This window comes from Catellatospora bangladeshensis (assembly GCF_016862575.1).
In the GTDB taxonomy this organism is placed as follows: Bacteria; Actinomycetota; Actinomycetes; order Mycobacteriales; family Micromonosporaceae; genus Catellatospora; species Catellatospora bangladeshensis.
This window is the reverse complement of the sequence record NZ_BONF01000009.1, coordinates 288,299-309,774: the sequence shown is the minus strand read 5'-3', so window position 1 is coordinate 309,774 and position 21,476 is coordinate 288,299. Positions and strand designations below refer to the sequence as shown.

Here is a 21,476-nt window from a genome sequence, read left to right as displayed (position 1 = left end):
GCCGGGGCGACCCGGCCTCGCGGTGGCGTCACATGGTCGCGAACGCGCGACGCCGAACCTGCCGGACGGCCAGGCGGGCCGCCGTCTTGATCGGCACGCGGGCCAGGCGCGGGGTCGTCGGCGTGTGCCAGAGCTCGCCGGCGCGCCCGTGCGCCGAGGCGGCCGTCCGGAGCGGAGCCACCAGCCGCGCGCCGCGGGCCTGCCCGATGCGGGGCGCCGGCCGGGAGACCGGCGCCCGGCTCGCGGCCGATCCGCCGCGGCGGGCCGCGAACCACCAGCGGACCAGGAACGACATCACCAAGGCCGCCAGCGCCAGGCGCACCATCGTCTCGTCGGTCATCATCCCGCCTCCCTCGGCCCCTTCGCGGCAGTCGCATATCCCTTCCGCGTGATTTCAAACCAGCGCCACCCACACGGTGCTCGGGGCGCCCGAGGTGCGGGCCGCTGCCGGGCCCGCGGCGGCGATCAGGAAGGATCGGTGGTCTGCGGAAGGGCCCCGGCGGCCCGTTCCCGATCATGATCGGAGGCATCCGTGACCGGATACCCGCCGCCTGAGCCGCGGCCCACCGTCAGCTACGCCGCTTGCACCGTCTCGGTGGTGCCGGGATACCGGCCGCTGCACCTGGACCTGCACCTGCCGCCGGGGGACGGGCCGTTCCCGGTGCTGCTGTGGGTGCACGGCGGCGGCTGGCTGGAGGGCAGCCGGGTGGGCCTGCCCGCGACGGTCGCACCGCACCGCTTCCACCAGCGCTTCCTCGACCGGGGCTGGGCGGTGGCCGACGTGGACTACCGGCTCGCGCTGGAGGCGCACTACCCGGCCCAGCTGCTCGACGTGCAGTCGGCGGTGCGCTGGCTGCGGCTGTACGCCGACGAACTGCGGCTGGACCCGGCCCGGTTCGCCGCGCTCGGCGAGTCGGCGGGCGGGCACCTGGCCGCGCTGGCGGGGCTGACCGGCACCGGGGAGACCGCGGTCCAGGCCGTCGTCAACTGGTACGGAGCCGTCGACCTGTTCGCGTTCGCCGACGCGCCAGGCAGCCCCGAGGCGCTGCTGTTCGGCGGACAGGTCGGCGGGCGGCGCGAGTTCGTCGCGTTCGGCAACCCGCTCAGCCGGGTGCACGCCGGTGCGCCCCCGTTCCTCACCGTGCACGGCACCGCCGACCGGATCGTCGACGTGGCCCAGGGGCAGGTGTTCACCGAGGCGCTGCGCGCGGCCGGGGTGCGGGCCGACCTGGTGCTGGTGCCCGGGGCCGACCACTGCTTCGAGGGGCACGACGACATCGGCGGCCTGATCGAGCAGAGCATCGACTTCCTGGACGAGGTGCTGCCCGGCCGGTGACTCACGACGCGAGGACCAGCGCGGCCACGGCGGCCAGGGTGGGACTGCCCGGTTCGAGGTAGCCGTCGTGGCCGTCGACGCCGCCGGTGGGCAGCGGCCGGGCGCCGAACTCCGGGTCGGCGGGGTGGCGGCCGTGGCCGAGGCCGAGCACACGTACGCCCGGCACCCGGCGGATCCAGTCACCGGCCGCCTGACCGGCCCAGACCCGGGCGGCGGTGGCCAGGTCGGCGGCGCGGTCGACGCCCATCCCGGGGCTGCCCAGCGCGACGAGGTCGGTCACCTGCGCGGGCAGCGCCGGCGCGGCCAGCCCGAGCACGACCGAGCCGTAGCTGTGCCCGATCAGCGTCACAGTCGCGACCGGACGCTGCGCGGCCAGCCCGCGGACGAACCTGTTCAGCGCCGCCGCGCCCGCCGCCGCCCGGTGCTCGGTGGCCACGGCGAGTCCCCAGCCGTCAGGGGTGTCGTAGCCCAGCCACGCCACCACGGCTACCCGCTGCCGCGGGGCTTGCTCGCGGAGCGCGTCGTACAGGTGCCGGGCCTGCACCGCCGGGGCGCGGCGGGCGACGCCGCCCAGGCCGCGGTCGAAGTCGGCCAGCGTGGTGCCGACGCCGGGCACCAGCACCGCTATCCGGTCCGCGGTGGCCAGGTCGCCGAGCACCTCGGCGGCGAACCCGTCCCCGGCCGGGTCGAACAGCAGGAACGTCCGACCGGCGGCGGCCCAGGCCGCGTACGGGGGACCGGCCGCCGCCATCGCGGCACGGGCGGCCGCGAAGCCGCCGGGCGACGGCAGCGGCGGATCGGCGGGCGGGGCGAACAGTCCCAGCGCGACCGCACTGGCCATGCCCATGTTCATCACTCGGGTACGCATGGCCGACACGGTCCGGCGACGGCTGCCGGGTGCGCGTCACCCCGTGGCGCCCACCCGGGGTGCTACCGCGGTGCTACTCGCCCGCGGCGACCAGACCCGACTCGTACGCCAGCACCACCGCCTGCGCCCGGTCACGCAGCCCGCACTTGGTCAGCATCCGGCTGACGTGCGTCTTGACCGTCTGCTCGGCCAGCACCAGCGCGGCGGCGATCTCCTGGTTGGACAGCCCGCGCGCCACCATCCGGAGCACCTCGGTCTCGCGCGCGGTCAGCGCGTGCAGCGACACCGGCCGCGGCCGGTCCGGCCGGGGGCGCGCGGCGAACTCGGCGATCAGCCGCCGGGTCACCGACGGCGCGAGCAGCGCCTCGCCGCCCGCCACCACCCGCACCGCGTGCACCAGGTCGGCGGCCGGGGCGTCCTTGAGCAGGAAGCCGCTGGCCCCGGCGCGCAGCGCCTCGTACACGTAGTCGTCGAGATCGAACGTGGTCAGGATGACCACCTTCGGGCGCTCGGCGCCGGCCAGCCGCCGCGTCGCCTCCAGCCCGTCCATCACCGGCATGCGCACGTCCATCAGCACCACGTCCGGGTCGAAGCGCCGGGCCGCGGCCACCGCCTCTGCGCCGTTCGCGGCGTCGCCGACCACCACCAGGTCGGGCTGGGCGGATAGCAGCGCGCCGAATCCCTGGCGCACCATGGCCTGGTCGTCGGCGATCAGCACCTTGATCAAAGCACTCCTCCGTGGGGCAGCCGCGCCGTCACGGCGAACCCGCCGTCGCCCGTCGCCTGCGCGGACAGCTCGCCGCCCAGGATATGGACCCGCTCCCGCATCCCGACCAGACCGTGCCCGCCGCGTGCGGGCCGCTCCGGCGTGCCCCGCGCGGGGCCGTTGCGGACCAGCACCGACAGCCCGTCCGGGACGCCGGACACCGCGACCTCCACCCTCGCGCCGGGCGCGTAGCGGGCCGCGTTCGCCAGCGCCTCCTGCACGATCCGGTACGCCGTCAGCGCGACCGCCTCGCCGACCGCGCCGGTCGGCACGTTCGCGGCCAGCACGGCGTCGATCCCGGCCGCGCGGGCGTCCTCGACGAGCTGGGCGAGTTCGGCCAGGCCCGGCTGCGGGGCGGTCAGCGCGCGGTCGCCGCTCTGGCGCAGCACGGTCAGCAGGCGGCGCATGTCGTCCAGCGCGGCCCGCGCCGAACCGGCGATCTCGGTGAACTCCTCCCGGGCGGAGTCTGGCAGCTCCGGCAGCCGGTACGGGGCGGTCTCGGCGCGTACCGCGATCATCGACATCGAGTGCGCCACGACGTCGTGCAGCTCGCGGGCGATGCGGGTGCGTTCCTCCAGCACGGCGCGTTTTGCCTGCTCCAGCTCGCTGCGCTCGGCCTGCACCGCCAGCTCCTGCTGGCTGCGCCGCCGCCGCCGTACCTGGTCACCGACCAGCAGGAGCGCGGTGAACAGCACCGTGACGCCCCAGGCGTTGGCCCGGTTCGGCACGTACATCCACACCGGCAGCAGGCTGAGCAGGAAACACCAGGCGCTCACGGCCGGCTCGGCGCGCACCGCCACGAGGAACAGCACGAACAGGCACGCCAGGATCTGCACCGGGTTCCACGGCCACGACTCCGTGGCGGTGAATCCGGCCGTGCCGGCGAACTGGGCCAGGAAGGCCAGCCGCCAGGCCCACAGCGGCCGGTACGGCGCCAGAGCCGCCGGGGCCGTACCGGCCACTGCCAGCACCAGCGTAGTGCCGCCGGACATCCCGCGGTTGTCCGACAGGTACTCGCCCGCCGCCGCGGTCAGGCCGACCAGCGCGAGCAGCAGCACCGGCGCCGCGAACAGGCGCAGGCGCGCCCACCGCGGCCGGGGCGTGCCCGTGGGCGGATAGTCCGGCCCGAACGCCATGCGGCGCAGTCCCGCGAGCGACTGCCCGCCCCGCGGCCGTCTCGTCTCGCGTTCCATCCGGCGTACCCTAGCCGCGCCCGCGCGCCGCGTCGTCGTACCGGGGAGCCATTCGCCCCTGATACCGGCGTACGGGGTGGGAGGCCACCGGTCCCGAATTGGCCGTGGGTGGGCCCTGCCGGGCGGGCTACGGTCGGGCCATGGAGATCCTGCGGTACGCCGCGTTCAGCACCGACCCGAAGGGCGGCAACCCGGCCGGGGTGGTCCTCGACGCCACCGGCCTCGACAGCGCCGCCATGCTGCGCATCGCCGCCGACGTCGGCTACTCGGAGACGGCGTTCCTGGTCGCGCGAGGTGGCGGCCGGTTCGGCGTGCGCTACTTCAGCCCGCTGGCCGAGGTGCCGTTCTGCGGGCACGCGACGATCGCCGCCGCGGTCGCGTACGCCGAGCGCCACGGCACCGGCCCGCTGGTCTTCGACACGCCCGCGGGCACCGTCGAGGTGCTCACCGCCCATGCCGGCGACACGGTGACGGCGACGCTGACCAGCGTGGCCCCGCGTACCGCGCCGCTGCCCGAGGACGACCTCGCCGAGCTGCTCGCGGCGCTGGGCTGGACCGCGGAGGACCTCGACCCGGCACTGCCGCCCCGCATCGCCTTCGCCGGGGTCTGGCACCCGGTGATCGCCGCCGGCAGCCGCGCGCGGCTGGCCGACCTGGACTACGACTTCGCGGCGCTGGGCGAGCTGATGGCCCGTCGTGGGTGGACCACCGTCGACCTGGTGTGGCGCGAGTCGGCGGAGGTGTTCCACGCCCGTAACCCGTTCCCGCCCGGCGGCGTGGTCGAGGACCCGGCGACCGGCGCGGCGGCCGCCGCGTTCGGCGGTTACCTGCGTGAACTCGGCCTGGTGGACACGCCCGCCACGGTCACCGTGCACCAGGGCGCCGACATGGGCCGTCCCAGCCTGCTCACCGTCGGGATCGGTGCGGGCGAGGGGACCGGCATCGCGGTGTCCGGCGGGGGCGTGGCGCTCTAGGCGACTCCCGGGCCGGGGGAAGCGGGCAGGGAGTGGCACCGAGGCGGCGTTGTTAGCGATAACACGGCTGCCTCGGGCCCGGGCCGGCACGGCTCACCCGAGGGTGATCGACGATGCGTATCGACGACCACGGTCCATCCCTTGTAGAGGGAGCCGGGTGATGTTAGCGTTCCCGCAGACACGGGGGAACGCGTCTACATCCGACATACGTCGGCGTATACCCCTGCGCGTTCACAAAATGGAGGGGTCAATGCTCGCATCATCCAGCCGGCTCCGTCGCCTGACGGCCAAGAAGGTCGCACAAGCGGCGGTGCTGGGCGCCCTCGCGGCCGGGACGTTCGGTCTCGGTGCCAACGCGGCCGTGGCGCAGGGCGCCACGGGCGACGTCTACAACTGCTACACGCAGTGGTGGAACACCGCCTGGGCGCAGAAGTGCTACTCGGCGGGCGCCGAGGCCACCGGCACCTACGAGTCGACCATCGACTGCTCGGTCACCGGTCGCCGCTACCTGCCGAAGTTCCGGCGGGTCGGCAGCACCACGACCTACCCGGGAGTGGACTGCACCTTCTCCGCCAGCAACGGCGACATCTACTACTACTGACGCCCAGCGGCACAGTGACCGGGAGCGCGGCCGAGAGCCGCGCTCCCGGTTCCGTTCCATGAAAGAGAATGACAGCCATGACGGTCGTACTCAAAACGGTGTCGCAGGGATACGGGAAGACGCACGTCATCGACCGGTTCAGCAGCACCCTCCACCCGGGCGTCACCGCGCTGCTCGGCCCGAACGGGGCCGGCAAGACGACGCTGCTGCGCACGGTCGCGACGATCATGCCGCCCCGGTTCGGCACCATCCACATCGACGGCGTCGAGGTCGAGGACGAACGCAGCGCCCGCCGCGTACGCGACCAGGTCGGCTACCTTCCGCAGGACTTCGGGTTCGACCCCCGGATGACGGTCGCCGACTTCGTCACCTACGCGGCGTGGATGCGCGGCGTACCGGCACGCCGGTGGCGCCGGGACGTCGCCGAGGTCCTGGAGATGGTGGATCTCGCCGACCGGAGCCGGGACCGGATGGGGAAGCTGTCCGGCGGTATGCGCCAGCGTGCGGGCATCGCCTGGGCGATCGTGGGCAGGCCGCGGCTGGTCCTGCTCGACGAGCCGACCGTCGGCCTCGACCCGCGGCAGCGGCTGCAGTTCCGGAAGATCATCGGGGCGCTGGACGACACTGTCGTGCTGCTCAGCACCCATCTCATCGACGACGTGGCGGCCATCTGCGATCGGGTGATCGTGCTGCACGGCGGCGTGGCGAAGTTCGACGGATCGGTGCCTGACCTCGAGGCGATGGGCCGGGTGGACCTGCCCGGCCATTCCGCCCTGGAGCGGGCGTACATGCACCTGCTGCCGGAGGAGGAGCAGCAGCTGTGAAGGCACTGTGGCTGCACGTGCGCAACTCGCCGCTCCGGTGGGCGCTTCCGGTCCTCGTCACGCTGGACCTGGCGGTGCTCCTGCTGCGCGGCCGGCACTGGATCGGGGTCTGGCCGGAGACGGGTGCCGCCGGGCAGATCCCGGCCTACCTCGTCGGTGTGCTCGGCGCGGGCGCCTCCGCGTGGGCGTCGGCGGCACCCACCCGGCACGGCGTCGCGGAGCAGCTGTCCGCCTCCCGGGTCCACCCGGCCCTGCTCGAGGGCCACCGGCTCGCCGCGACCGCTGTCATCATGCTCGTGCCGTACCTGCTCGGCCAGCTCGTCGCCGGTGCGCTGACCGTGCGGACCAACCCGCCCGGGGTGCACCTGTTTCTCGGCTACCTCGCCCACGGCGTATTCGTCACGCTGCTGTGCGTCTGCCTGGGCTGGGCCGTGGGCAAGCTCTTCGGCTCCGTGCTGGCGTCGCTGGTCGCGTCGCTGGGCTGCCTGGTCCTGATGGGCCTGATGGACCAGTGGACCGGTTTCATCGTGCTCACCGGCCGGCCTGACGTCGCGATCGACCCGGGCGCGCTGCTGCTGCGGTTCGGCATGATCGCGGTCCTGCTGGTGACCCTGCCGTGGATGAACGGCGGCCCTCGGCGCACGCTGGCGCTGGTGCCCGTGCCCGCCTTTCTGGGGATCATGGTGGTCCTGTTCGCGGCGCCGGTGGTGGTGGACCGCGAGCCGCCCGGTGATGATGCCGTCTGCGTGGCCGGCAGGACGACACTGTGCCTGTGGCCGGAGCACGAGAAGTACCTGCCCGTACTGCGCGAGCTGGGTGCCCGCCTGGACCGGCTGCCCGCCGCGTTCACGCTGCCGCCGCGGATCAACGAGTTCGGCGTCGAGCGGGTCCGGGTGGTGGACGGTCAGGGCAACGAGTTCTTCGACGACGAGCAGGGCCCGCCGTTCTTCTACATCCTTGAGGGCAGTCCGTGGTCGTCGGCCGGCGACATCGGCACCGCCATCAGCGCTGAGACCTTCACCTTCGAGGACCGCGCGCGCTGCGCCTGGGGCCGGCTCACCGACGCCGACGACGGCCGGCTGCTCGCCGTCGGGGCGTGGCTGGAGGCCTACCTCGTCGGTGGCGGTGCCCCGGACTACCGCACGAACGCGCCGCCCCGGATCCAGCAGGCATGGGCGGTCGGCCGGGCGGTCGCCACGGACCGGCCCCTCGACGAGCAGTTCAACTGGGCCGAGCAGGAGGTGAAGCACCTCCGTGTCCAGTACTGCGAAGCTGCCGGATGAGGCGGCGGCCGCCGTCTTCCGTGCGCAGCTGCGGGCTTTCCTGGCAGCTCGGCGTACGCGGTCGCTGCTCGGGGCCGCGGTCGTCTGCGGTGCCGTGACCGCGCTGGTCGGCAGCTGGGAGGCGGCCGTGCCGACCGCGGTCGAGCAGGGTCGCGCGGTGATCCCGCTCTGGCGCATGATGGCGATGGCCGTCGCGGTGCTGCCCGTCCTCGCCCTGGACAGCCGCCTGAGTGACCTGGAGGTGGTGGCGACCCGGCGGTTGCGCCGCCTCCAGCGCCTGCACCTCGCCTGGATGAGCGCGGCGTGCCTGGCGGTCCAGGCCGGCCTGGCCGCGCTCGCGGTCCACCCGCTGCTGCTGATCGTCATCGCGAGGTCCTGGCTGGCCTGGTTCGGCCTGGCCCTGCTGGCCGGCGCGCTGCTCGGCTGGCGCCTGGCCTGGACCCTGCCCGCGGCGGCGGCGGTGATCCTCTGGTACTGGGGCTTCGCCGGCGACGGGCGCTACCAGTGGTGGGAGTTCAGTGCCCGTCCCCACGACGACGTGCCGAGCCTCCTACTCGCGTTGGTGCTGTGCTCCGCCGGGCTGGTCGCCTACTCGTTGACGCCCTGGCGGCGCCGGGCGCCGAGGATGCGCGCCCTACGCCCGGGGCGCGGAGCCGAGGCGCCGCCGGGCCGGTGACCGGCAACAGTCCGGCAGCCCGGCCCGTCATCCCACAACGTCCTGATAAAGCCGTTATGAGTGCTTATGCTGGCGGCGGACGTGTGAGGGGGATGGCCATGGAGTTCGGCGTCGGATACTTCCCGACCCACGACGGCATGCACCCGGGCGAGGTGGCCCGGCTCGTGGAGGACCGGGGCCAGAACGCCCTGTTCTTCGCCGAGCACAGCCACATCCCGGCCAGCCGCGAGTCGCCGTACCCGTTCGGCGAGATGCCGCCCAAGTACTGGCACTGCTACGACCTGTTCGTGGCGCTGACGGCGGCCGTGACGGCGACCTCGCGGCTGCGCGTCGGCAGTGGCATCTGCCTGGTCGTCCAGCGCGATCCGATCCATACCGCCAAGGCCGTGGCCAGCATCGACCACCTGTCCGGCGGCCGGTTCGAGTTCGGCGTGGGCGCAGGCTGGAACCGCGAGGAGATGCGCAACCACGGCACCGACCCGAAGGTGCGCATGGCCGTCATGGCCGAGCGGGTCGAGGCGATGAAGGAGATCTGGGCCCGGCACGAGGCCAGCTACACCGGCCGGTACGTCGACTTCGACCGGATCTGGTGCTACCCGAAGCCCGCGCAGTGGCCGCACCCGCCGATCCTGGTCGGCGGCACCGGGCCGACCGTGCTGGACCGGGTGCTCGCGTTCGGCGACGGCTGGCTGCCGAACTGGGGCGAGGACGCCGCCCTGCTCGACCGCATCGCCGGGCTGCGCACCCGCGCCGAGCGGCCGGTGCAGGTGCAGGTGCTGTCCGTGCCCAACGATCCCAAGGTGCTGGAGCGGCTCGCCGCCGCCGGGGTCCGCCGGGCCATGCACTGGCTGCCCTCCGGACCCGAAGGCGTGGTGCACCGGGCGCTGGACGCGTGGGAGACCGCCATCGGCACGTTCACCAAGGGGTGAGCGGCGCGCGGGAGCGGTTCGCCGCGGCCCGGGTGGCCCGGCTCGCCACCGTCGGCGCGGACGGGACCCCGCACCTGGTGCCGGTGGTGTTCGCGGTGGACGGCGACACCGTGTACACGGCGGTGGACCGCAAGCCCAAGCGCACCACGGCGCTGCGCCGGCTGGCCAACATCGCCGCCGAGCCGCGGGTGTGCCTGCTCGCCGACCACTACGAGGAGGACTGGTCGCGGCTGTGGTGGGTGCGCGCCGACGGCACCGCCCGGGTGCTGGACCCCGCTGATCCCGCCACCGGCACCGCGCTGGCGCTGCTCACGGCCCGCTATCCGCAGTACGCCGAGCCGCCGCCGGGCCCGGTCGTCGCCGTCGCCGTGACGCGCTGGACCACCTGGTCCGGCGCGGGGTTCACAGGGGAGCCCGGACACAGTCCGTGAGCACCCGCAGCACCGCGGGTGCGAAGTCGGCCGGCGGCCGGTCCAGGAACAGGTCGGGCTCGGCGGCGAACTCGGCCCGGGTCCGGAAGCCGAGCGACACCACCCAGCCGGAGCGCCCCGTCCACTCCGTCCCCACGTCACCGTCGTAGCGCAGCACACCCCACAGCCCGTGCGTGGTGACGAACAGCTGCGGGGAGTACGCGTTGAACAGCGGCCTGCGCCACATCACGAAACCCGGCTCGACCCGCACCGGCACGCTGCTCGCCAGCAGCGCGTAGGCGCGCTCGTCCCAGTGGTCCGGGCCGGGCGCGGGCAGGTACGCCCCCGACAGGCGGTGCCACCGTACGCGCCGCCGCCGCTCCTCGCCGAGCGCCGTGTGGATCCGCGCCGCCCGCGACATCGCCGCCCACAGCCGTGGCCCGTGCGCGGCGTGCATCTCCACCAGGAACCGGTGCACGTAGTCGTTGATCCGGTGACCCAGCGTGTAGACGGCGTCCCGGTCCACGCCGGGCGGCCAGGCCGCCGTGTCCCGGGCGGCGGTCACGGCGGCGGACTGCGCGGCGGCGTGCTGCCGCAGCGCGGCCTCCCACTCCTGGTCCGGTGTCATTCGCGGCTCATCGTCGGTGCGCGGTCCGCCACGGCCGGCGGCCGGGCATCCTCCTCAACGACGCGCGGCCCCCCGACGCGACGCCCCGCTCAGCGGCGGTCGACGGTGAGGGTGGAGACGCCCGCCGTCGCGTCCACGTCGTAGCGGTCGGCGGCGTCGGCCCAGCCCGGCGGGGTGAAGACGGTGCCACCGGCGATGCCGGAGCGGCGTACGCCGTCGACGGTCACCGTGGCGGCGCCGCCCCCGGCGGACACCCGGACCGGCACCGCCTGGGGCACCCGGACCAGGAACGTGTTCGCGCCGCCGCCCATGCGCACCGTCACCGCGCCGTCGGGCTCGGGCAGCACGGCCTCGATCCGGCTCGACCCGGCCGCGAAGTCCAGCGCCGACAGCCGCCCAGCCCCGAGGTCCACCAGCGTCTCGGTGCTCCCGCCGGACAGGCGCAGATCCCAGCGCACCCGCTGGTCGAGCAGCACCTCCACGGCGGCGGGCCCGGTGCTGCCGGTCTCGGCGAGATGCAGCTCGAACCGGCCGCCCGACTCGACCACCTCCGGGGCCAGCCGCGAATCCGGCGGGGTGCTGATCCGGAACAGGTCCGCGCCCAGGTCCACGGCCCGTACGGTCACCGTGGTGGCGCCGCCGACCACGGCCAGCGCCGCCGCGTCACGGTCCCCGCGCGCGGCGACGGCGACGTGCTCGCGGTGCCCGGGTTCTCCGCCGTCCGCCTCGCGGCCGTCGCGCCACGGCGCGCACCCGGCGAGCAGGGCGGTGGCCGCCAGTCCGATCAGGATGGTGCGTGTGCTCATGGCCTCCGCCTACCCCGGCGCAGCCAGGGCTAACGAATGAACGTGCCGGAACCGTGCGCCGACCCGCATGCGATGGCAGCATGACGGCATGGATCAGCTGCCCACGCCGTACCTGTCGGTGGATCTCGACGTCCTGGACCGCAACCTCGCCCGGATGGCGGCCTTCACCGCCGAGCGCGGGGCGGCGCTGCGCCCGCACGCCAAGACGCACAAGTGCCTGCAGATCGCGCGGCGGCAGCTCGACGCCGGTGCGGTGGGGCTGACCGTGGCCACCGTCGCCGAGGCGGAGATCTTCTCCGGCGGCGGCTGCACCGACCTGTTCATCGCGTACCCCCTCTGGATCGACCAGGCCAAGGGGGCGCGGCTGCGGGCCGTCGCGGAGCGCGCGGCCGTCGCCGTGGGCGTGGACAGCGCCGCGAGCGCGCAGGCGCTGGCCAAGCACGCCGGCGGCCTGGTGGAGGTGCTGGTCGAGGTGGACTGCGGGCATCACCGCAGCGGTGTCCAGCCGGGCGAGGCGGGTGCGGTGGCGCTCGCGGCGGCACGGGCCGGGCTGCGGGTGCGCGGCGTGTTCACCTTCCCCGGCCACGGGTACTCCGCGATCGGCGCGGGCAAGGACGTGGCCGTGCAGGAGGCGGCGGCGCTGCGGCAGGCCGCCGACGCGGTCCGCGCGGCGGGGCTGGAGGTGAGCGTCGTCAGCGGCGGGTCCACGCCGACGGCCTGGTACACCGACACCGCCGACGTCTCCGAGATCCGGCCGGGGGTGTACGCCCTCAACGACGCGCAGCAGTGGGAGCTGGGCAGCTGCGAGCCGGCCGACGTCGCGCTGACGGCGACGGCGACCGTGGTCAGCCGCGCGCCCGGTCACGTCATCCTGGACGCGGGCGGTAAGGCGCTCGGCGCCGACCGCGCCCCCTGGAACACCGGCTACGGCCGCCTGCCCGACCTGCCCGAGGCGCGCATCACCGCCCAGTCGGAGCACCACACGACGGTCGTGTTCCCGGCGGGCACGCCGCTGCCGGAGCCGGGCTCGCGGGTGCGGGTCGTGCCCAACCACGTCTGCGCGACCGTGAACCTCAACGACGAGCTGGTCATCACCTCGCGCGGCGAGGTCGTCGACCGGTGGGCGGTGGCCGCCCGCGGCGCGAACACCTGAGCGGTTCCGTTGCAATCGAGTGAGCTCTAGTGATCACTCGTGTTGCAGTCGGCCGTTGCCAGCCGACGGTCCCCGCCTGACCCACCAAGGTGGTGCGGGGTAGTCGCTTCACAGCCACCTGCCACCACAAGGGCGGTCTCACGGTCGGCTCCACGGCCGTTTTGCGTCTCCCAGCCACTCCGGGCGACGTACTGCTGCAGGTTGATCGCGGCGTTCAGATCACGGTCCATGCTGAGGCCGCAGTGCTCGCAGGTGTAGGTCCGTTCCCGCAGGCGCAGTTTGGGTTTCACTGCGCCGCAGGACGAACAGGTCTTCGAGGAGGCGAACCAGCGGTCGGCGGTGATCAGGCGGCCGCCGTTCCAGGTGGTCTTGTATTCGAGGTGCCGGCGCAGGGTGGCCCACCCGGCGTCGGCGATGTGCCGGGCCAGGCGCCGGTTGCGGATCATCCCGGCGACGTTGAGGTCCTCGACCACGATCGTGCCGTAGGTGCCGGCCAGGGACGAGGTGAGTTTGTGCAGGCCGTCGGCGCGCAGGTTCGCGACCCGGGCGTGTGCGCGGGCCAGGCGGGCTTTGGCCTGCTGCCAGCGCCGGGACGGCTGCCGGCCGGTGCGCCGGTCTGGTCCTTGCCGTCGGGACAGGGTCCGGGCTGCGGCGCGCAGCCGCCCGGCAGCGGCGGCCAGATGGCGGGGTTGGGCACGATTTGCCCCGTCGACAGCACCGCCAGGTTGGCGATGCCGACGTCGACACCGACAGTCTGCTGCGAGTAAGCGGGGGTGCATACGGTGCGGGTGATCTGCACGGTGAACGACACGTGCCAGCGCCCACCGGTGTGGCGGACGGTGGCCGACATGATGCGGGCCGTGCCCGCGTGCAGGCGGCGGGCCAGTTTGCGGGTCGATTCGTGGGTGCGGATGCGGCCCAGCCGGGGCAGGGTCACATGGTGGCGGGTGTCCTCGACCCGGATCGTGCCGGTGGTGAACCGCACCGACGGCGTCACCCGCCGCCGCGACCGAAACCGCGGAAACCCCACCCGCGCACCGGCACGGCGGCCCGACCGCGACGCCGACCAGTTGCCCAGCGCCCGCGCCAAACCATCCAGTCCGGTGTTGAAGGCTTCCTTCGAGCACTGCCCCCACCACGGCACCACCTGCGGCTTGGCCGTGTTCCAGGCGCGCCGCAACGCGGGCAGGGACCAGCCCAGCGCGGGCGTCAGCTGCTCACCGTCCAGGCCGTAGGTGCGCTCGGCGGCGCGCTGGTCGAGGTTGGCACGCACCGCCGCCAGGGCCCAGTTGAACGCGAACCGCCCCGCACCGGCATGGCGGTGCAGGTCACGGTCCTGGGCCGGGGTCGGGTCCAGGGCGAACCGGTACGCCTGCACCACCACGCGACCAGCCACATCGGACACCCGCGCAGACTAGGCGACCCGTACGACAAGACCGCCACCGCGCGCAGATATCGACCGGGCCGAGCACACCAGCACACGCTGGAGCGCACCAAAGCTCACTCCACCACCAGCAGCTGGACACCCTTCCACGAGGCGGTCGTGCAGGACGGGCGGGGGTGTCGCTCTCACCGCATGAAGTGCCACCCCCGCCCGCCGTTCTGATCCGCCGCCCGTCCTCCGGAATGGACGGCGACGGCGGACTACCCGGCCGCAGAACGCCGTCTGCCGCCGGTACACCCATCGAGCGCTTGCGGTGCCCGTAAGTGTTAGCGCGAACATGCCGACGCGTCAAGCATTCACCGTGTGCCAGGTTGCCCGTCCTGGTCGGGCTGATGCAGCACAATACGGCTGACCAGTCAGGACGGTGTGCGGTCGCGATTGCGCGCACGTTACGAAAACGAGTCTTGACGGTGCCGAATGTTAGCGCTAACACTATGGGCCAACAGTCACCGCGGAGGTTTTGGGATGAGCGACCGCTACGTCGTCGGCGTGGATTACGGCACGCTGTCGGGACGGGCCCTGGTGGTCCGGGTCAGCGACGGAGCCGAGGTCGGCACGGCGGTGCACGAGTACCGTCACGCGGTCATGGACACGGTGCTCGCCGCGACGGGGGCGCCGCTGCCGCCCGACTGGGCCCTGCAGGACCCGGACGACTACCGCGAGGTGCTGCGCCACGCGGTGCCCGCGGCCCTGGCGGACAGCGGCGTGCCGGCGGAGCACGTGATCGGCATCGGGATCGACTTCACGGCGTGCACCGTGCTGCCCACGCTGGCCGACGGCACGCCGCTGTGCGAGCTGCCCGACCTGCGCGAGCGCCCGCACGCCTGGGTCAAGCTGTGGAAGCACCACGCGGCGCAGCCGCACGCCGACCGGATCAACCGGGTGGCCGCCGAGCGCGGCGAGCCGTGGCTGGGCCGCTACGGCGGCAAGATCTCCGCCGAGTGGCAGTACGCCAAGGGCCTGCAGCTGCTGGAGGAGGACCCGGCGGTCTACGCCCGCGCCGAGCGCTTCGTCGAGGCGGCGGACTGGATCGTCTGGCAGCTGTGCGGAGTGGAGACGCGCAACGTCTGCACCGCCGGTTACAAGGGCATCTTCCAGGACGGGGCGGGCCCGTCCGCGGACTACCTGTCCGCGCTGAACCCGAACTTCATCGGCTTCCCGGCCAAGCTGGACGGCCCGCCGGCGGCGCTGGGGGAGCGGGCGGGCTCGCTGACCGCCCAGGCGGCGGCGTGGACCGGGCTGCCGGAGGGCATCGCGGTCGCGGTCGGCAACGTCGACGCGCACGTGACCGCCGCCGCGGCGCAGGCTCTGGAGCCGGGCCGCCTGGTCGCCATCATGGGCACGTCCACCTGCCATGTGGTCAACGGGACGGTGCCCGCCGAGGTGGCCGGCATGTGCGGCGTCGTGGACGGCGGCATCAGCGCCGGCGCCTGGGGTTACGAGGCCGGGCAGAGCGGCGTCGGCGACATCTTCGGGTGGTACGTCGAGCACGCCGCGCCCGCAGGCTACGCCTCGCACGAGGTGCTGTCGCAGCAGGCCGCCGCGCAGCCGGTCGGCGCGCACGGCCTGATCGCGCTGGACTGGTGGAACGGCAACCGCTCGCTGCTGGTCAACCACGACCTGTCCGGCCTGATCGTCGGCCTGACCCTGGCCACCCGCCCGCCGGACGTGTACCGGGCGCTGCTGGAGTCGACGGCGTACGGCACGCGCATGATCATCGAGGCGTTCGCCGAGGCGGGCGTGCCGGTCGAGGAGATCGTCGTGGCGGGCGGGCTGACCACGAACACGCTGCTGATGCAGATCTACGCGGACGTCACGAACCGGCCGCTGAGCATCATCGGCTCGGCCCAGGGCCCGGCGCTCGGCTCGGCGATCCACGCCGCGGTCGCCGCGGGGGCGTACCCGGACGTGCACAAGGCGTCCGACGCGATGGGCCGCGTGCACCGGGGCGTCTACCAGCCCGACCCCGAGCGGGCTGCAGCCTATGACGCGCTGTACGCGCAGTACCGGCTGCTGCACGACCACTTCGGGCGCGGCGGCGACGACGTCATGCTGCGCCTGCGCGCCATCCGTAACGCCGCCCGGGGGGAGTCCCACGCATGAGCCAGACCGTCACCGAGGTGCGCGAGACCGTCGCCGCGCTGCACGCCGAGCTGACCCGCTACGGGCTGGTCGCCTGGACGGCCGGCAACGTGTCGGCGCGGGTGCCCGGCAAGGAGCTGATGGTCATCAAGCCGAGCGGGGTGTCCTACGACGACCTCAGCCCGGCCAACATGATCGTGTGCGACCTGCACGGCGACGTGGTCGAGGGCGACCTGTCGCCGTCGTCGGACACCGCCGCGCACGCCTACGTCTACCGGGCGATGCCCGAGGTCGGCGGCGTGGTGCACACGCACAGCACCTACGCCACGGCGTGGGCTGCCCGCGGCGAGGCGATCCCGTGCCACCTGACCGCCCAGGCCGACGAGTTCGGCGGGGAGATCCCGATCGGGCCGTTCGCGCTGATCGGGGGCGACGACATCGGCAAGGGCATCGTCGCCACGCTGGCCGGGCACCGCTCGCCGGCCGTGCTGATGCGCAATCACGGCGTGTTCACCATCGGCAGGGACGCCCGCGCGGCGGTCAAGGCCGCAGTGATGTGCGAGGACGTCGCCCGCACCGCGCACCTGACGCGGATGCTGGGCGAGCCCGTGCCGATGGCACAGGCGGACGTGGACTCGCTCTACGCCCGCTACCAGAACGTCTACGGCCAGGTCGCACCTCCGCCCGCGCCGTAGCTGCACCGCACCGCTCCACGGCCGCCGAGCCCGGCGGCGTACCACCTCTCACCGCGCGCACCACTGAAACACCGTTCCGTCCGGTAGGGGGCGGATCGGCTATGCCCTCACCCATCAAGGAGATCGCATGTTCACCTTGGGCAAGCAGTTCACGCGACGCGCAGCCGTCGCGGTGCTGTCCGCGAGCCTGGTCGCGGGCGCCCTCGCCGGCTGTGGCAACAGTGACACCGGCGGCGAGCCGGCCGACGACGGCAAGATCACGCTGGGCTTCTCGCAGGTCGGCGCCGAGAGCGGCTGGCGCACCGCGAACACCAACTCCATCAAGGAGGCGGCGGCCGCGGCGGGCATCGAGCTGAAGTTCGACGACGCGCAGCAGAAGCAGGAGAACCAGATCAAGGCCATCCGCAACTACATCCTGCAGAAGGTCGACGTGATCGCCTTCTCGCCGGTGGTGGAGTCCGGCTGGGACAACGTGCTGAAGGAGGCCAAGGACGCGGGCATCCCGGTGATCCTCACCGACCGCTCCGTCGACTCGGCCGACAAGTCGCTGTACAAGACGTTCATCGGCTCGGACTTCGTCAAGGAGGGCCGCCTCTCCGGTGAGTGGCTGGTCAACGAGATGAAGTCGGCCACCGGCCCGGTGAACATCGTGGAGCTGCAGGGCACGACGGGTTCGGCGCCGGCCAACGACCGCAAGAAGGGCTTCGCCGAGGCCATCGCGGCCAACCCGAACCTGAAGATCATCGCGTCGCAGACCGGTGACTTCACCCGGGCCGGCGGCAAGGCGGTCATGGAGCAGTTCATCAAGGCCAACCCGAAGATCGACGTGCTGTTCGCGCACAACGACGACATGGGTCTGGGTGCGCTGGAGGCGATCACCGCGGCGGGCAAGGTGCCCGGCAAGGACATCAAGATCATCACCATCGACGCGGTCAAGGACGGCATGCAGGCCCTCGCCGACGGCAAGTTCAACTTCATCGCCGAGTGCAGCCCGCTGCTCGGGCCCCAGCTGATGGACCTGGTGAAGAAGGTCAAGGCCGGTGAGACGATCCCGCAGCGGATCGAGACCGAGGAGACCACCTTCACGCCGGAGCAGGCCAAGGCCGCTCTGCCCAACCGCAAGTACTGATCCGCACACCGAGGGGCCGCCGCCGGTAGCACGCCGCGGCGGCCCCGCCTCCGGCAATCCACATGAAAGGTCTGGTGGGATGGGTAGGCAGCCGGTCCTGACGATGACCACGATCAGCAAGACCTTCCCCGGCGTACGGGCCCTCGACTCGGTCGACTTCCGCCTGTTCCCCGGCGAGATCCACGCCCTCATGGGCGAGAACGGGGCCGGCAAGTCCACCCTCATCAAGGTGCTGACCGGTGTGTACACCGCCGACAGCGGCGTGGTCGCGCTCGACGGGCAGCAGGTGTCGTTCACCGGCCCGATGCAGGCCCGCGCGGCCGGCGTCAGCACCGTCTACCAGGAGGTCAACCTCTGCCCCAACCTGTCGGTGGCGGAGAACATCTTCATCGGCCGGGAGCCGCGCATCCTCGGCGCGATCAACTGGCGCGAGCTGCGCCGCCGGGCCCGCGCCCTGCTGGCCCGCCTGGAGCTGGACATCGACGTCACCGCGGCGCTGGGCACCTGCTCGCTGGCGGTGCAGCAGATGGTGGCCATCGCCCGCGCCATCGACATCCAGGCCCGGGTGCTCATCCTCGACGAGCCCACGTCCAGCCTGGACAGCAGCGAGGTGGCCCAGCTGTTCCGGATCATGCGGCAGCTGCAGAACGAGGGCATCGCCATCCTGTTCGTCACCCACTTCCTCGACCAGGTGTACGAGGTCGCCGACCGCATCACGGTGCTGCGCAACGGCCGCCTGGTCGGCGAGTACCCCACCGCCGAGCTGCCCCAGCTCGCGCTGGTCGAGAAGATGATCGGCAAGGAGCTGGACGCGCTGGAGCGGCTCGACGAGCAGCCCAAGCGCGAGCTGGCCGCCGTCGAGGCGTCCACGCCCCTGCTCGAGGCCGCCGAGCTGGGCCGCAAGGGCTCGGTCGCGCCGTTCTCGATGACCATCCACGCCGGCGAGGTCGTCGGCCTGGCCGGGCTGCTGGGCTCCGGGCGCACCGAGGTCGCCCGGCTGCTGTTCGGCGCCGACCGTCCCGACCACGGCCGGATCACCATGGACGGCAGCCCCGCCGCGATCCGCACCCCGATCGCCGCGATCGCCCGCGACATCGCGTTCTGCTCCGAGAACCGGCGCATCGAGGGCCTGGTCGGCGAGCTGTCCGTGCGTGAGAACATCATGCTGGCCATGCAGGCCGCCCGGGGCTGGACCCGGCCGATCCCGCGCCGCCGCCAGGACGAGCTGGTGCGCAAGTACATCGACGCGCTCAGCATCCGCCCGGCCGACCCCGAGATGCCGGTGCGCAACCTGTCCGGCGGCAACCAGCAGAAGGTCGTGCTCGCCCGCTGGCTCATCACCGAGCCGCGGCTGCTGATCCTCGACGAGCCCACCCGGGGCATCGACATCGGCGCCAAGGCCGAGATCCAGCGTCTGGTGGTGGAGCTGTCCGACGGCGGCATGGCGGTGCTGTTCATCTCCGCCGAGCTGGAGGAGGTGCTGCGGCTGAGCCACAAGGTCGCCGTGATGCGCGACCGGCGGATGGTCACCCAGCTGGCCAACGACGACACCCTCGACGCCGATCGCGTCATGGCCACCATCGCGAGCGGAGCCAGCTCATGAGTGAAGTACGCACCCGGCTCGCCGCAGCCTCCGGGCAGCGGCTGTTCTGGCCGCTGGTCGTCCTGGTCGTGCTGATCGCGGCGAACACCGCCTACCGGCCGAGCTTCGTGTCGATCGAGGTGAAGGACGGCCACCTGTACGGCAGCCTGGTCGACATCGTACGGCTGTCCGCGCCGCTGATCCTGGTCGCGCTCGGCATGACGCTGGTGATCGCGACCGGTGGCATCGACCTGTCCGTCGGCTCCGTGTGCGCCATCGCCGGATCGATGGCGTGCCTGCACATCAGCCAGGCCGCCGACCAGAACAGCCTGTCGACCCTGTTCACCGCGCTGGGTCTGGCACTGGGCCTGGCGCTGGTGGCCGGAGCGTGGAACGGGCTGCTGGTCTCCGTCATCGGCATCCAGCCGATCATCGCCACGCTGATCCTGATGGTGGCCGGGCGCGGTCTCGCGCAGCTGATCACCGAGGGCCAGATCATCACCATCAACTCCGACCCGTACCGGGTGATCGGCGCCGGATATTGGCTCACGCTGCCGGTGGCCATCCTCATCGCGATCGCGGTGACCCTGCTCATCGCGGTGCTGACCAGGCGCACCGCACTCGGCCTGATCATCGAGGCGGTCGGCGGCAACGCCGAGGCCAGCCGCCTGGCCGGCATTCGCGCGCGGCGCATCACGTTCCTGGTGTACGTGATCGCCGGGATCTGCGCCGCCGTGGCCGGATTCATGATCACCGCAGACGTGTCCAGCGCCGCGGGCAGCACCGCCGGGCTCTGGATCGAGCTGGACGCGATCCTCGCCGTCGTCATCGGCGGCACCTCGCTGGCCGGCGGCCGGTTCTCGCTCAGCGGCACCCTGATCGGCGCGCTGATCATCCAGACGCTGACCACCACGGTGTACGCCATGAACATCAGCCCGCAGACGTCGCTGCTGTTCAAGGCAGTCGTCGTGATCGTGGTGTGCCTCATCCAGGCCCCGGCGTTCCGGGCCAGGTTCGCCCGGCGGCGCCCGCCCGCCACCCCGACGGTCGCGGCGGCGCCGCAGAAGGAGCAGGTGCCCGCATGACCACCACCGATCTGGGGAACCTCGCCCGTATCGGGCGGTGGCGGCTGCCACGCCGGCACGTGCCCGTGCTCGCCACGTTCGCGCTGCTGCTGGTCATGTACGGCATCGGCGTCTCGCAGTACCGCGCCTTCTCCGACATCCAGGTCGTCTTCAACGCCTTCATCGACAACGGGTTCCTGCTCGTCGTCGCGGTCGGCATGACCTTCGTGATCCTCACCGGCGGCATCGACCTGTCCGTCGGCTCGGTGGTCGCGATGACGGCGATGGTATCGGCGTCGCTGCTGCAGAACGGCCTGCCGGCCGCGTTGGTGCTACTGATCGCGCTGCTCATCGGGCCGACCCTCGGGTTCGTGATGGGCTGCGTGATCCATTACTTCGAGATCCAGCCGTTCATCGTGACGCTGGCCGGGATGTTCTTCGCCCGCGGCATGTGCAACTGGATCAGCAACTCGTCCATCCCCATCACGGACCCGTTCTGGACCGGTGTGGCCCAGGAGCGCATCGGCGACCCGCGCGGCAACTTCGTGTCGATCAGCGTGCTGATCGCGTTCGCGGTCGTCGCCGTCGCCGCGTACGCCCTGGCCTACACGCGGCTGGGCCGCAACGTGTACGCCATCGGCGGCAACCCGCAGTCCGCGCTGCTCATGGGCCTGCCCGTGGCCCGTACGAAGATCATGGTCTACACGATCAGCGGGCTGTGCTCGGCCATCGGCGGCATCCTGCTCAGCTTCTACACCCTGTCCGGCGCCCCGCTGATCGCGGTCGGCATGGAGCTGGACGCGATCGCCGCGGTCGTCATCGGCGGCACCCTGCTCACCGGCGGCTCCGGGTACGTGCTCGGCACCGTGCTCGGCGTGCTGGTGCTCGGCGTGATCCAGACCCTCATCACCTTCGACGGCACCCTCAACTCCTGGTGGACCAAGATCGTGATCGGTGGCCTGCTGTTCGCGTTCATCCTCCTCCAACGCCTCATCGGCATCCGCAAGAAGTAGCCCCAGCAACCCGTTCCAGC

General features: G+C 72.8%; 22 protein-coding genes and 1 pseudogene. 15 read left to right on the top strand and 8 right to left on the bottom strand.

What is annotated here, in order from left to right:
• Positions 1–28: 28 nt before the first annotated feature.
• Positions 29–343 carry a hypothetical protein gene (locus tag Cba03nite_RS08840; protein WP_203743933.1) on the bottom strand — a complete coding sequence of 105 codons (315 nt, stop codon included), beginning with the start codon at positions 341–343 and terminating at the stop codon, positions 29–31.
• Positions 344–532: 189 nt separating this feature from the next.
• Here Cba03nite_RS08840 and Cba03nite_RS08835 point away from each other — a divergent pair, with 189 nt between their 5' ends.
• The gene (locus tag Cba03nite_RS08835; protein WP_203743931.1) at positions 533–1,336 is read left to right on the top strand and encodes an alpha/beta hydrolase; all 804 of its coding nucleotides are present in this window, start codon (positions 533–535) and stop codon (positions 1,334–1,336) included.
• A 1-nt stretch (position 1,337) separates the two neighbouring features.
• Here Cba03nite_RS08835 and Cba03nite_RS08830 read toward each other — a convergent pair whose 3' ends face one another.
• The 3 genes from Cba03nite_RS08830 to Cba03nite_RS08820 form a co-directional block, all read right to left on the bottom strand.
• A complete protein-coding gene (locus Cba03nite_RS08830) occupies positions 1,338–2,204 on the bottom strand; it encodes an alpha/beta hydrolase (RefSeq protein WP_203743930.1) in 867 nt (288 codons plus the stop codon).
• 73 nt (positions 2,205–2,277) lie between these two features.
• A complete protein-coding gene (locus Cba03nite_RS08825) occupies positions 2,278–2,931 on the bottom strand; it encodes a response regulator (RefSeq protein ID WP_203743928.1) in 654 nt (217 codons plus the stop codon).
• Positions 2,928–4,163, bottom strand: a complete 1,236-nt coding sequence (locus Cba03nite_RS08820) for a sensor histidine kinase (protein WP_239125570.1) — start codon at positions 4,161–4,163, stop codon at positions 2,928–2,930. The genes Cba03nite_RS08825 and Cba03nite_RS08820 overlap by 4 nt, the downstream gene beginning before the upstream one ends.
• A 140-nt stretch (positions 4,164–4,303) precedes the next feature.
• On the opposite strand from Cba03nite_RS08820, the gene Cba03nite_RS08815 reads away from it, so the two are divergent.
• The 7 genes from Cba03nite_RS08815 to Cba03nite_RS08785 all read left to right on the top strand — a co-directional run bounded on the left by Cba03nite_RS08815 (position 4,304) and on the right by Cba03nite_RS08785 (position 9,881).
• A complete protein-coding gene (locus tag Cba03nite_RS08815; RefSeq protein WP_203743926.1) occupies positions 4,304–5,137 on the top strand; it encodes a PhzF family phenazine biosynthesis protein in 834 nt (277 codons plus the stop codon).
• A gap of 250 nt (positions 5,138–5,387) precedes the next feature.
• Complete coding sequence (locus Cba03nite_RS08810) at positions 5,388–5,738, top strand: hypothetical protein (protein ID WP_203743924.1); 351 nt, start codon at positions 5,388–5,390, stop codon at positions 5,736–5,738.
• A gap of 77 nt (positions 5,739–5,815) precedes the next feature.
• Positions 5,816–6,562, top strand: a complete 747-nt coding sequence (locus Cba03nite_RS08805) for an ATP-binding cassette domain-containing protein (protein ID WP_203743922.1) — start codon at positions 5,816–5,818, stop codon at positions 6,560–6,562.
• Positions 6,559–7,845, top strand: a complete 1,287-nt coding sequence (locus Cba03nite_RS08800) for a hypothetical protein (RefSeq protein ID WP_203743920.1) — start codon at positions 6,559–6,561, stop codon at positions 7,843–7,845. Before Cba03nite_RS08805 ends, Cba03nite_RS08800 begins: the two co-directional genes overlap by 4 nt.
• Positions 7,817–8,521, top strand: coding sequence for a hypothetical protein (locus Cba03nite_RS08795; RefSeq protein WP_239125569.1), 705 nt, complete (start codon positions 7,817–7,819; stop codon positions 8,519–8,521). The genes Cba03nite_RS08800 and Cba03nite_RS08795 overlap by 29 nt, the downstream gene beginning before the upstream one ends.
• Before the next feature lie 98 nt (positions 8,522–8,619).
• On the top strand, positions 8,620–9,450 hold the full coding sequence (locus Cba03nite_RS08790; protein WP_203743918.1) for an LLM class F420-dependent oxidoreductase: 831 nt from the start codon (positions 8,620–8,622) through the stop codon (positions 9,448–9,450).
• Positions 9,447–9,881: a TIGR03668 family PPOX class F420-dependent oxidoreductase gene (locus Cba03nite_RS08785; protein ID WP_239125568.1), complete on the top strand. Its 435-nt coding sequence runs from the start codon at positions 9,447–9,449 to the stop codon at positions 9,879–9,881. Before Cba03nite_RS08790 ends, Cba03nite_RS08785 begins: the two co-directional genes overlap by 4 nt.
• Here the strand turns inward: Cba03nite_RS08785 and Cba03nite_RS08780 are convergent.
• Both Cba03nite_RS08780 and Cba03nite_RS08775 read right to left on the bottom strand, forming a co-directional pair.
• Positions 9,853–10,488: a hypothetical protein gene (locus tag Cba03nite_RS08780; protein ID WP_203743914.1), complete on the bottom strand. Its 636-nt coding sequence runs from the start codon at positions 10,486–10,488 to the stop codon at positions 9,853–9,855. The genes Cba03nite_RS08785 and Cba03nite_RS08780 overlap by 29 nt on opposite strands.
• Before the next feature lie 89 nt (positions 10,489–10,577).
• Entirely contained in the window at positions 10,578–11,294 is a 717-nt protein-coding gene (locus tag Cba03nite_RS08775) for a hypothetical protein (RefSeq protein WP_203743912.1), read from the bottom strand.
• A gap of 88 nt (positions 11,295–11,382) precedes the next feature.
• On the opposite strand from Cba03nite_RS08775, the gene Cba03nite_RS08770 reads away from it, so the two are divergent.
• Positions 11,383–12,447, top strand: coding sequence for an alanine racemase (locus Cba03nite_RS08770; protein WP_203743910.1), 1,065 nt, complete (start codon positions 11,383–11,385; stop codon positions 12,445–12,447).
• 26 nt (positions 12,448–12,473) lie between these two features.
• Here Cba03nite_RS08770 and Cba03nite_RS39595 read toward each other — a convergent pair whose 3' ends face one another.
• Positions 12,474–13,226, bottom strand: a complete 753-nt coding sequence (locus tag Cba03nite_RS39595) for an RNA-guided endonuclease InsQ/TnpB family protein (protein ID WP_239125567.1) — start codon at positions 13,224–13,226, stop codon at positions 12,474–12,476.
• 497 nt (positions 13,227–13,723) lie between these two features.
• A pseudogene (locus tag Cba03nite_RS40235) lies at positions 13,724–13,825 on the bottom strand (helix-turn-helix domain-containing protein); the annotation flags it as partial.
• A gap of 531 nt (positions 13,826–14,356) precedes the next feature.
• On the opposite strand from Cba03nite_RS40235, the gene araB reads away from it, so the two are divergent.
• From araB to yjfF, 6 genes are all read left to right on the top strand, one after another.
• The gene (araB, locus tag Cba03nite_RS08755) at positions 14,357–15,994 is read left to right on the top strand and encodes a ribulokinase (protein WP_203743906.1); all 1,638 of its coding nucleotides are present in this window, start codon (positions 14,357–14,359) and stop codon (positions 15,992–15,994) included.
• Entirely contained in the window at positions 15,991–16,668 is a 678-nt protein-coding gene (locus tag Cba03nite_RS08750) for an L-ribulose-5-phosphate 4-epimerase (RefSeq protein ID WP_203743904.1), read from the top strand. Before araB ends, Cba03nite_RS08750 begins: the two co-directional genes overlap by 4 nt.
• Positions 16,669–16,795: 127 nt before the next feature.
• The gene (locus tag Cba03nite_RS08745) at positions 16,796–17,797 is read left to right on the top strand and encodes an ABC transporter substrate-binding protein (RefSeq protein ID WP_203743902.1); all 1,002 of its coding nucleotides are present in this window, start codon (positions 16,796–16,798) and stop codon (positions 17,795–17,797) included.
• 79 nt (positions 17,798–17,876) lie between these two features.
• Positions 17,877–19,400, top strand: a complete 1,524-nt coding sequence (locus Cba03nite_RS08740) for a sugar ABC transporter ATP-binding protein (RefSeq protein WP_203743900.1) — start codon at positions 17,877–17,879, stop codon at positions 19,398–19,400.
• Complete coding sequence (locus Cba03nite_RS08735) at positions 19,397–20,464, top strand: ABC transporter permease (RefSeq protein ID WP_203743898.1); 1,068 nt, start codon at positions 19,397–19,399, stop codon at positions 20,462–20,464. Before Cba03nite_RS08740 ends, Cba03nite_RS08735 begins: the two co-directional genes overlap by 4 nt.
• Positions 20,461–21,456: a galactofuranose ABC transporter, permease protein YjfF gene (gene yjfF / locus Cba03nite_RS08730; protein WP_203743896.1), complete on the top strand. Its 996-nt coding sequence runs from the start codon at positions 20,461–20,463 to the stop codon at positions 21,454–21,456. The genes Cba03nite_RS08735 and yjfF overlap by 4 nt, the downstream gene beginning before the upstream one ends.
• Positions 21,457–21,476: the final 20 nt, after the last annotated feature.

What these genes read in the sequence shown, in the direction of transcription:
- Cba03nite_RS08840 (WP_203743933.1), bottom strand. Translation starts at nt 343, where the DNA reads ATGATGACCGACGAGACGATGGTGCGCCTGGCGCTGGCGGCCTTGGTG.
- Cba03nite_RS08830 (WP_203743930.1), bottom strand. Translation starts at nt 2,204, where the DNA reads ATGCGTACCCGAGTGATGAACATGGGCATGGCCAGTGCGGTCGCGCTG.
- Cba03nite_RS08820 (WP_239125570.1), bottom strand. Translation starts at nt 4,163, where the DNA reads ATGGAACGCGAGACGAGACGGCCGCGGGGCGGGCAGTCGCTCGCGGGA.
- Cba03nite_RS08815 (WP_203743926.1), top strand. Translation starts at nt 4,304, where the DNA reads ATGGAGATCCTGCGGTACGCCGCGTTCAGCACCGACCCGAAGGGCGGC.
- Cba03nite_RS08810 (WP_203743924.1), top strand. Translation starts at nt 5,388, where the DNA reads ATGCTCGCATCATCCAGCCGGCTCCGTCGCCTGACGGCCAAGAAGGTC.
- Cba03nite_RS08805 (WP_203743922.1), top strand. Translation starts at nt 5,816, where the DNA reads ATGACGGTCGTACTCAAAACGGTGTCGCAGGGATACGGGAAGACGCAC.
- Cba03nite_RS08790 (WP_203743918.1), top strand. Translation starts at nt 8,620, where the DNA reads ATGGAGTTCGGCGTCGGATACTTCCCGACCCACGACGGCATGCACCCG.
- Cba03nite_RS08780 (WP_203743914.1), bottom strand. Translation starts at nt 10,488, where the DNA reads ATGACACCGGACCAGGAGTGGGAGGCCGCGCTGCGGCAGCACGCCGCC.
- Cba03nite_RS08775 (WP_203743912.1), bottom strand. Translation starts at nt 11,294, where the DNA reads ATGAGCACACGCACCATCCTGATCGGACTGGCGGCCACCGCCCTGCTC.
- Cba03nite_RS08770 (WP_203743910.1), top strand. Translation starts at nt 11,383, where the DNA reads ATGGATCAGCTGCCCACGCCGTACCTGTCGGTGGATCTCGACGTCCTG.
- Cba03nite_RS39595 (WP_239125567.1), bottom strand. Translation starts at nt 13,226, where the DNA reads ATGCACCCCCGCTTACTCGCAGCAGACTGTCGGTGTCGACGTCGGCAT.
- araB (WP_203743906.1), top strand. Translation starts at nt 14,357, where the DNA reads ATGAGCGACCGCTACGTCGTCGGCGTGGATTACGGCACGCTGTCGGGA.
- Cba03nite_RS08750 (WP_203743904.1), top strand. Translation starts at nt 15,991, where the DNA reads ATGAGCCAGACCGTCACCGAGGTGCGCGAGACCGTCGCCGCGCTGCAC.
- Cba03nite_RS08745 (WP_203743902.1), top strand. Translation starts at nt 16,796, where the DNA reads ATGTTCACCTTGGGCAAGCAGTTCACGCGACGCGCAGCCGTCGCGGTG.
- Cba03nite_RS08740 (WP_203743900.1), top strand. Translation starts at nt 17,877, where the DNA reads ATGGGTAGGCAGCCGGTCCTGACGATGACCACGATCAGCAAGACCTTC.
- Cba03nite_RS08735 (WP_203743898.1), top strand. Translation starts at nt 19,397, where the DNA reads ATGAGTGAAGTACGCACCCGGCTCGCCGCAGCCTCCGGGCAGCGGCTG.
- yjfF (WP_203743896.1), top strand. Translation starts at nt 20,461, where the DNA reads ATGACCACCACCGATCTGGGGAACCTCGCCCGTATCGGGCGGTGGCGG.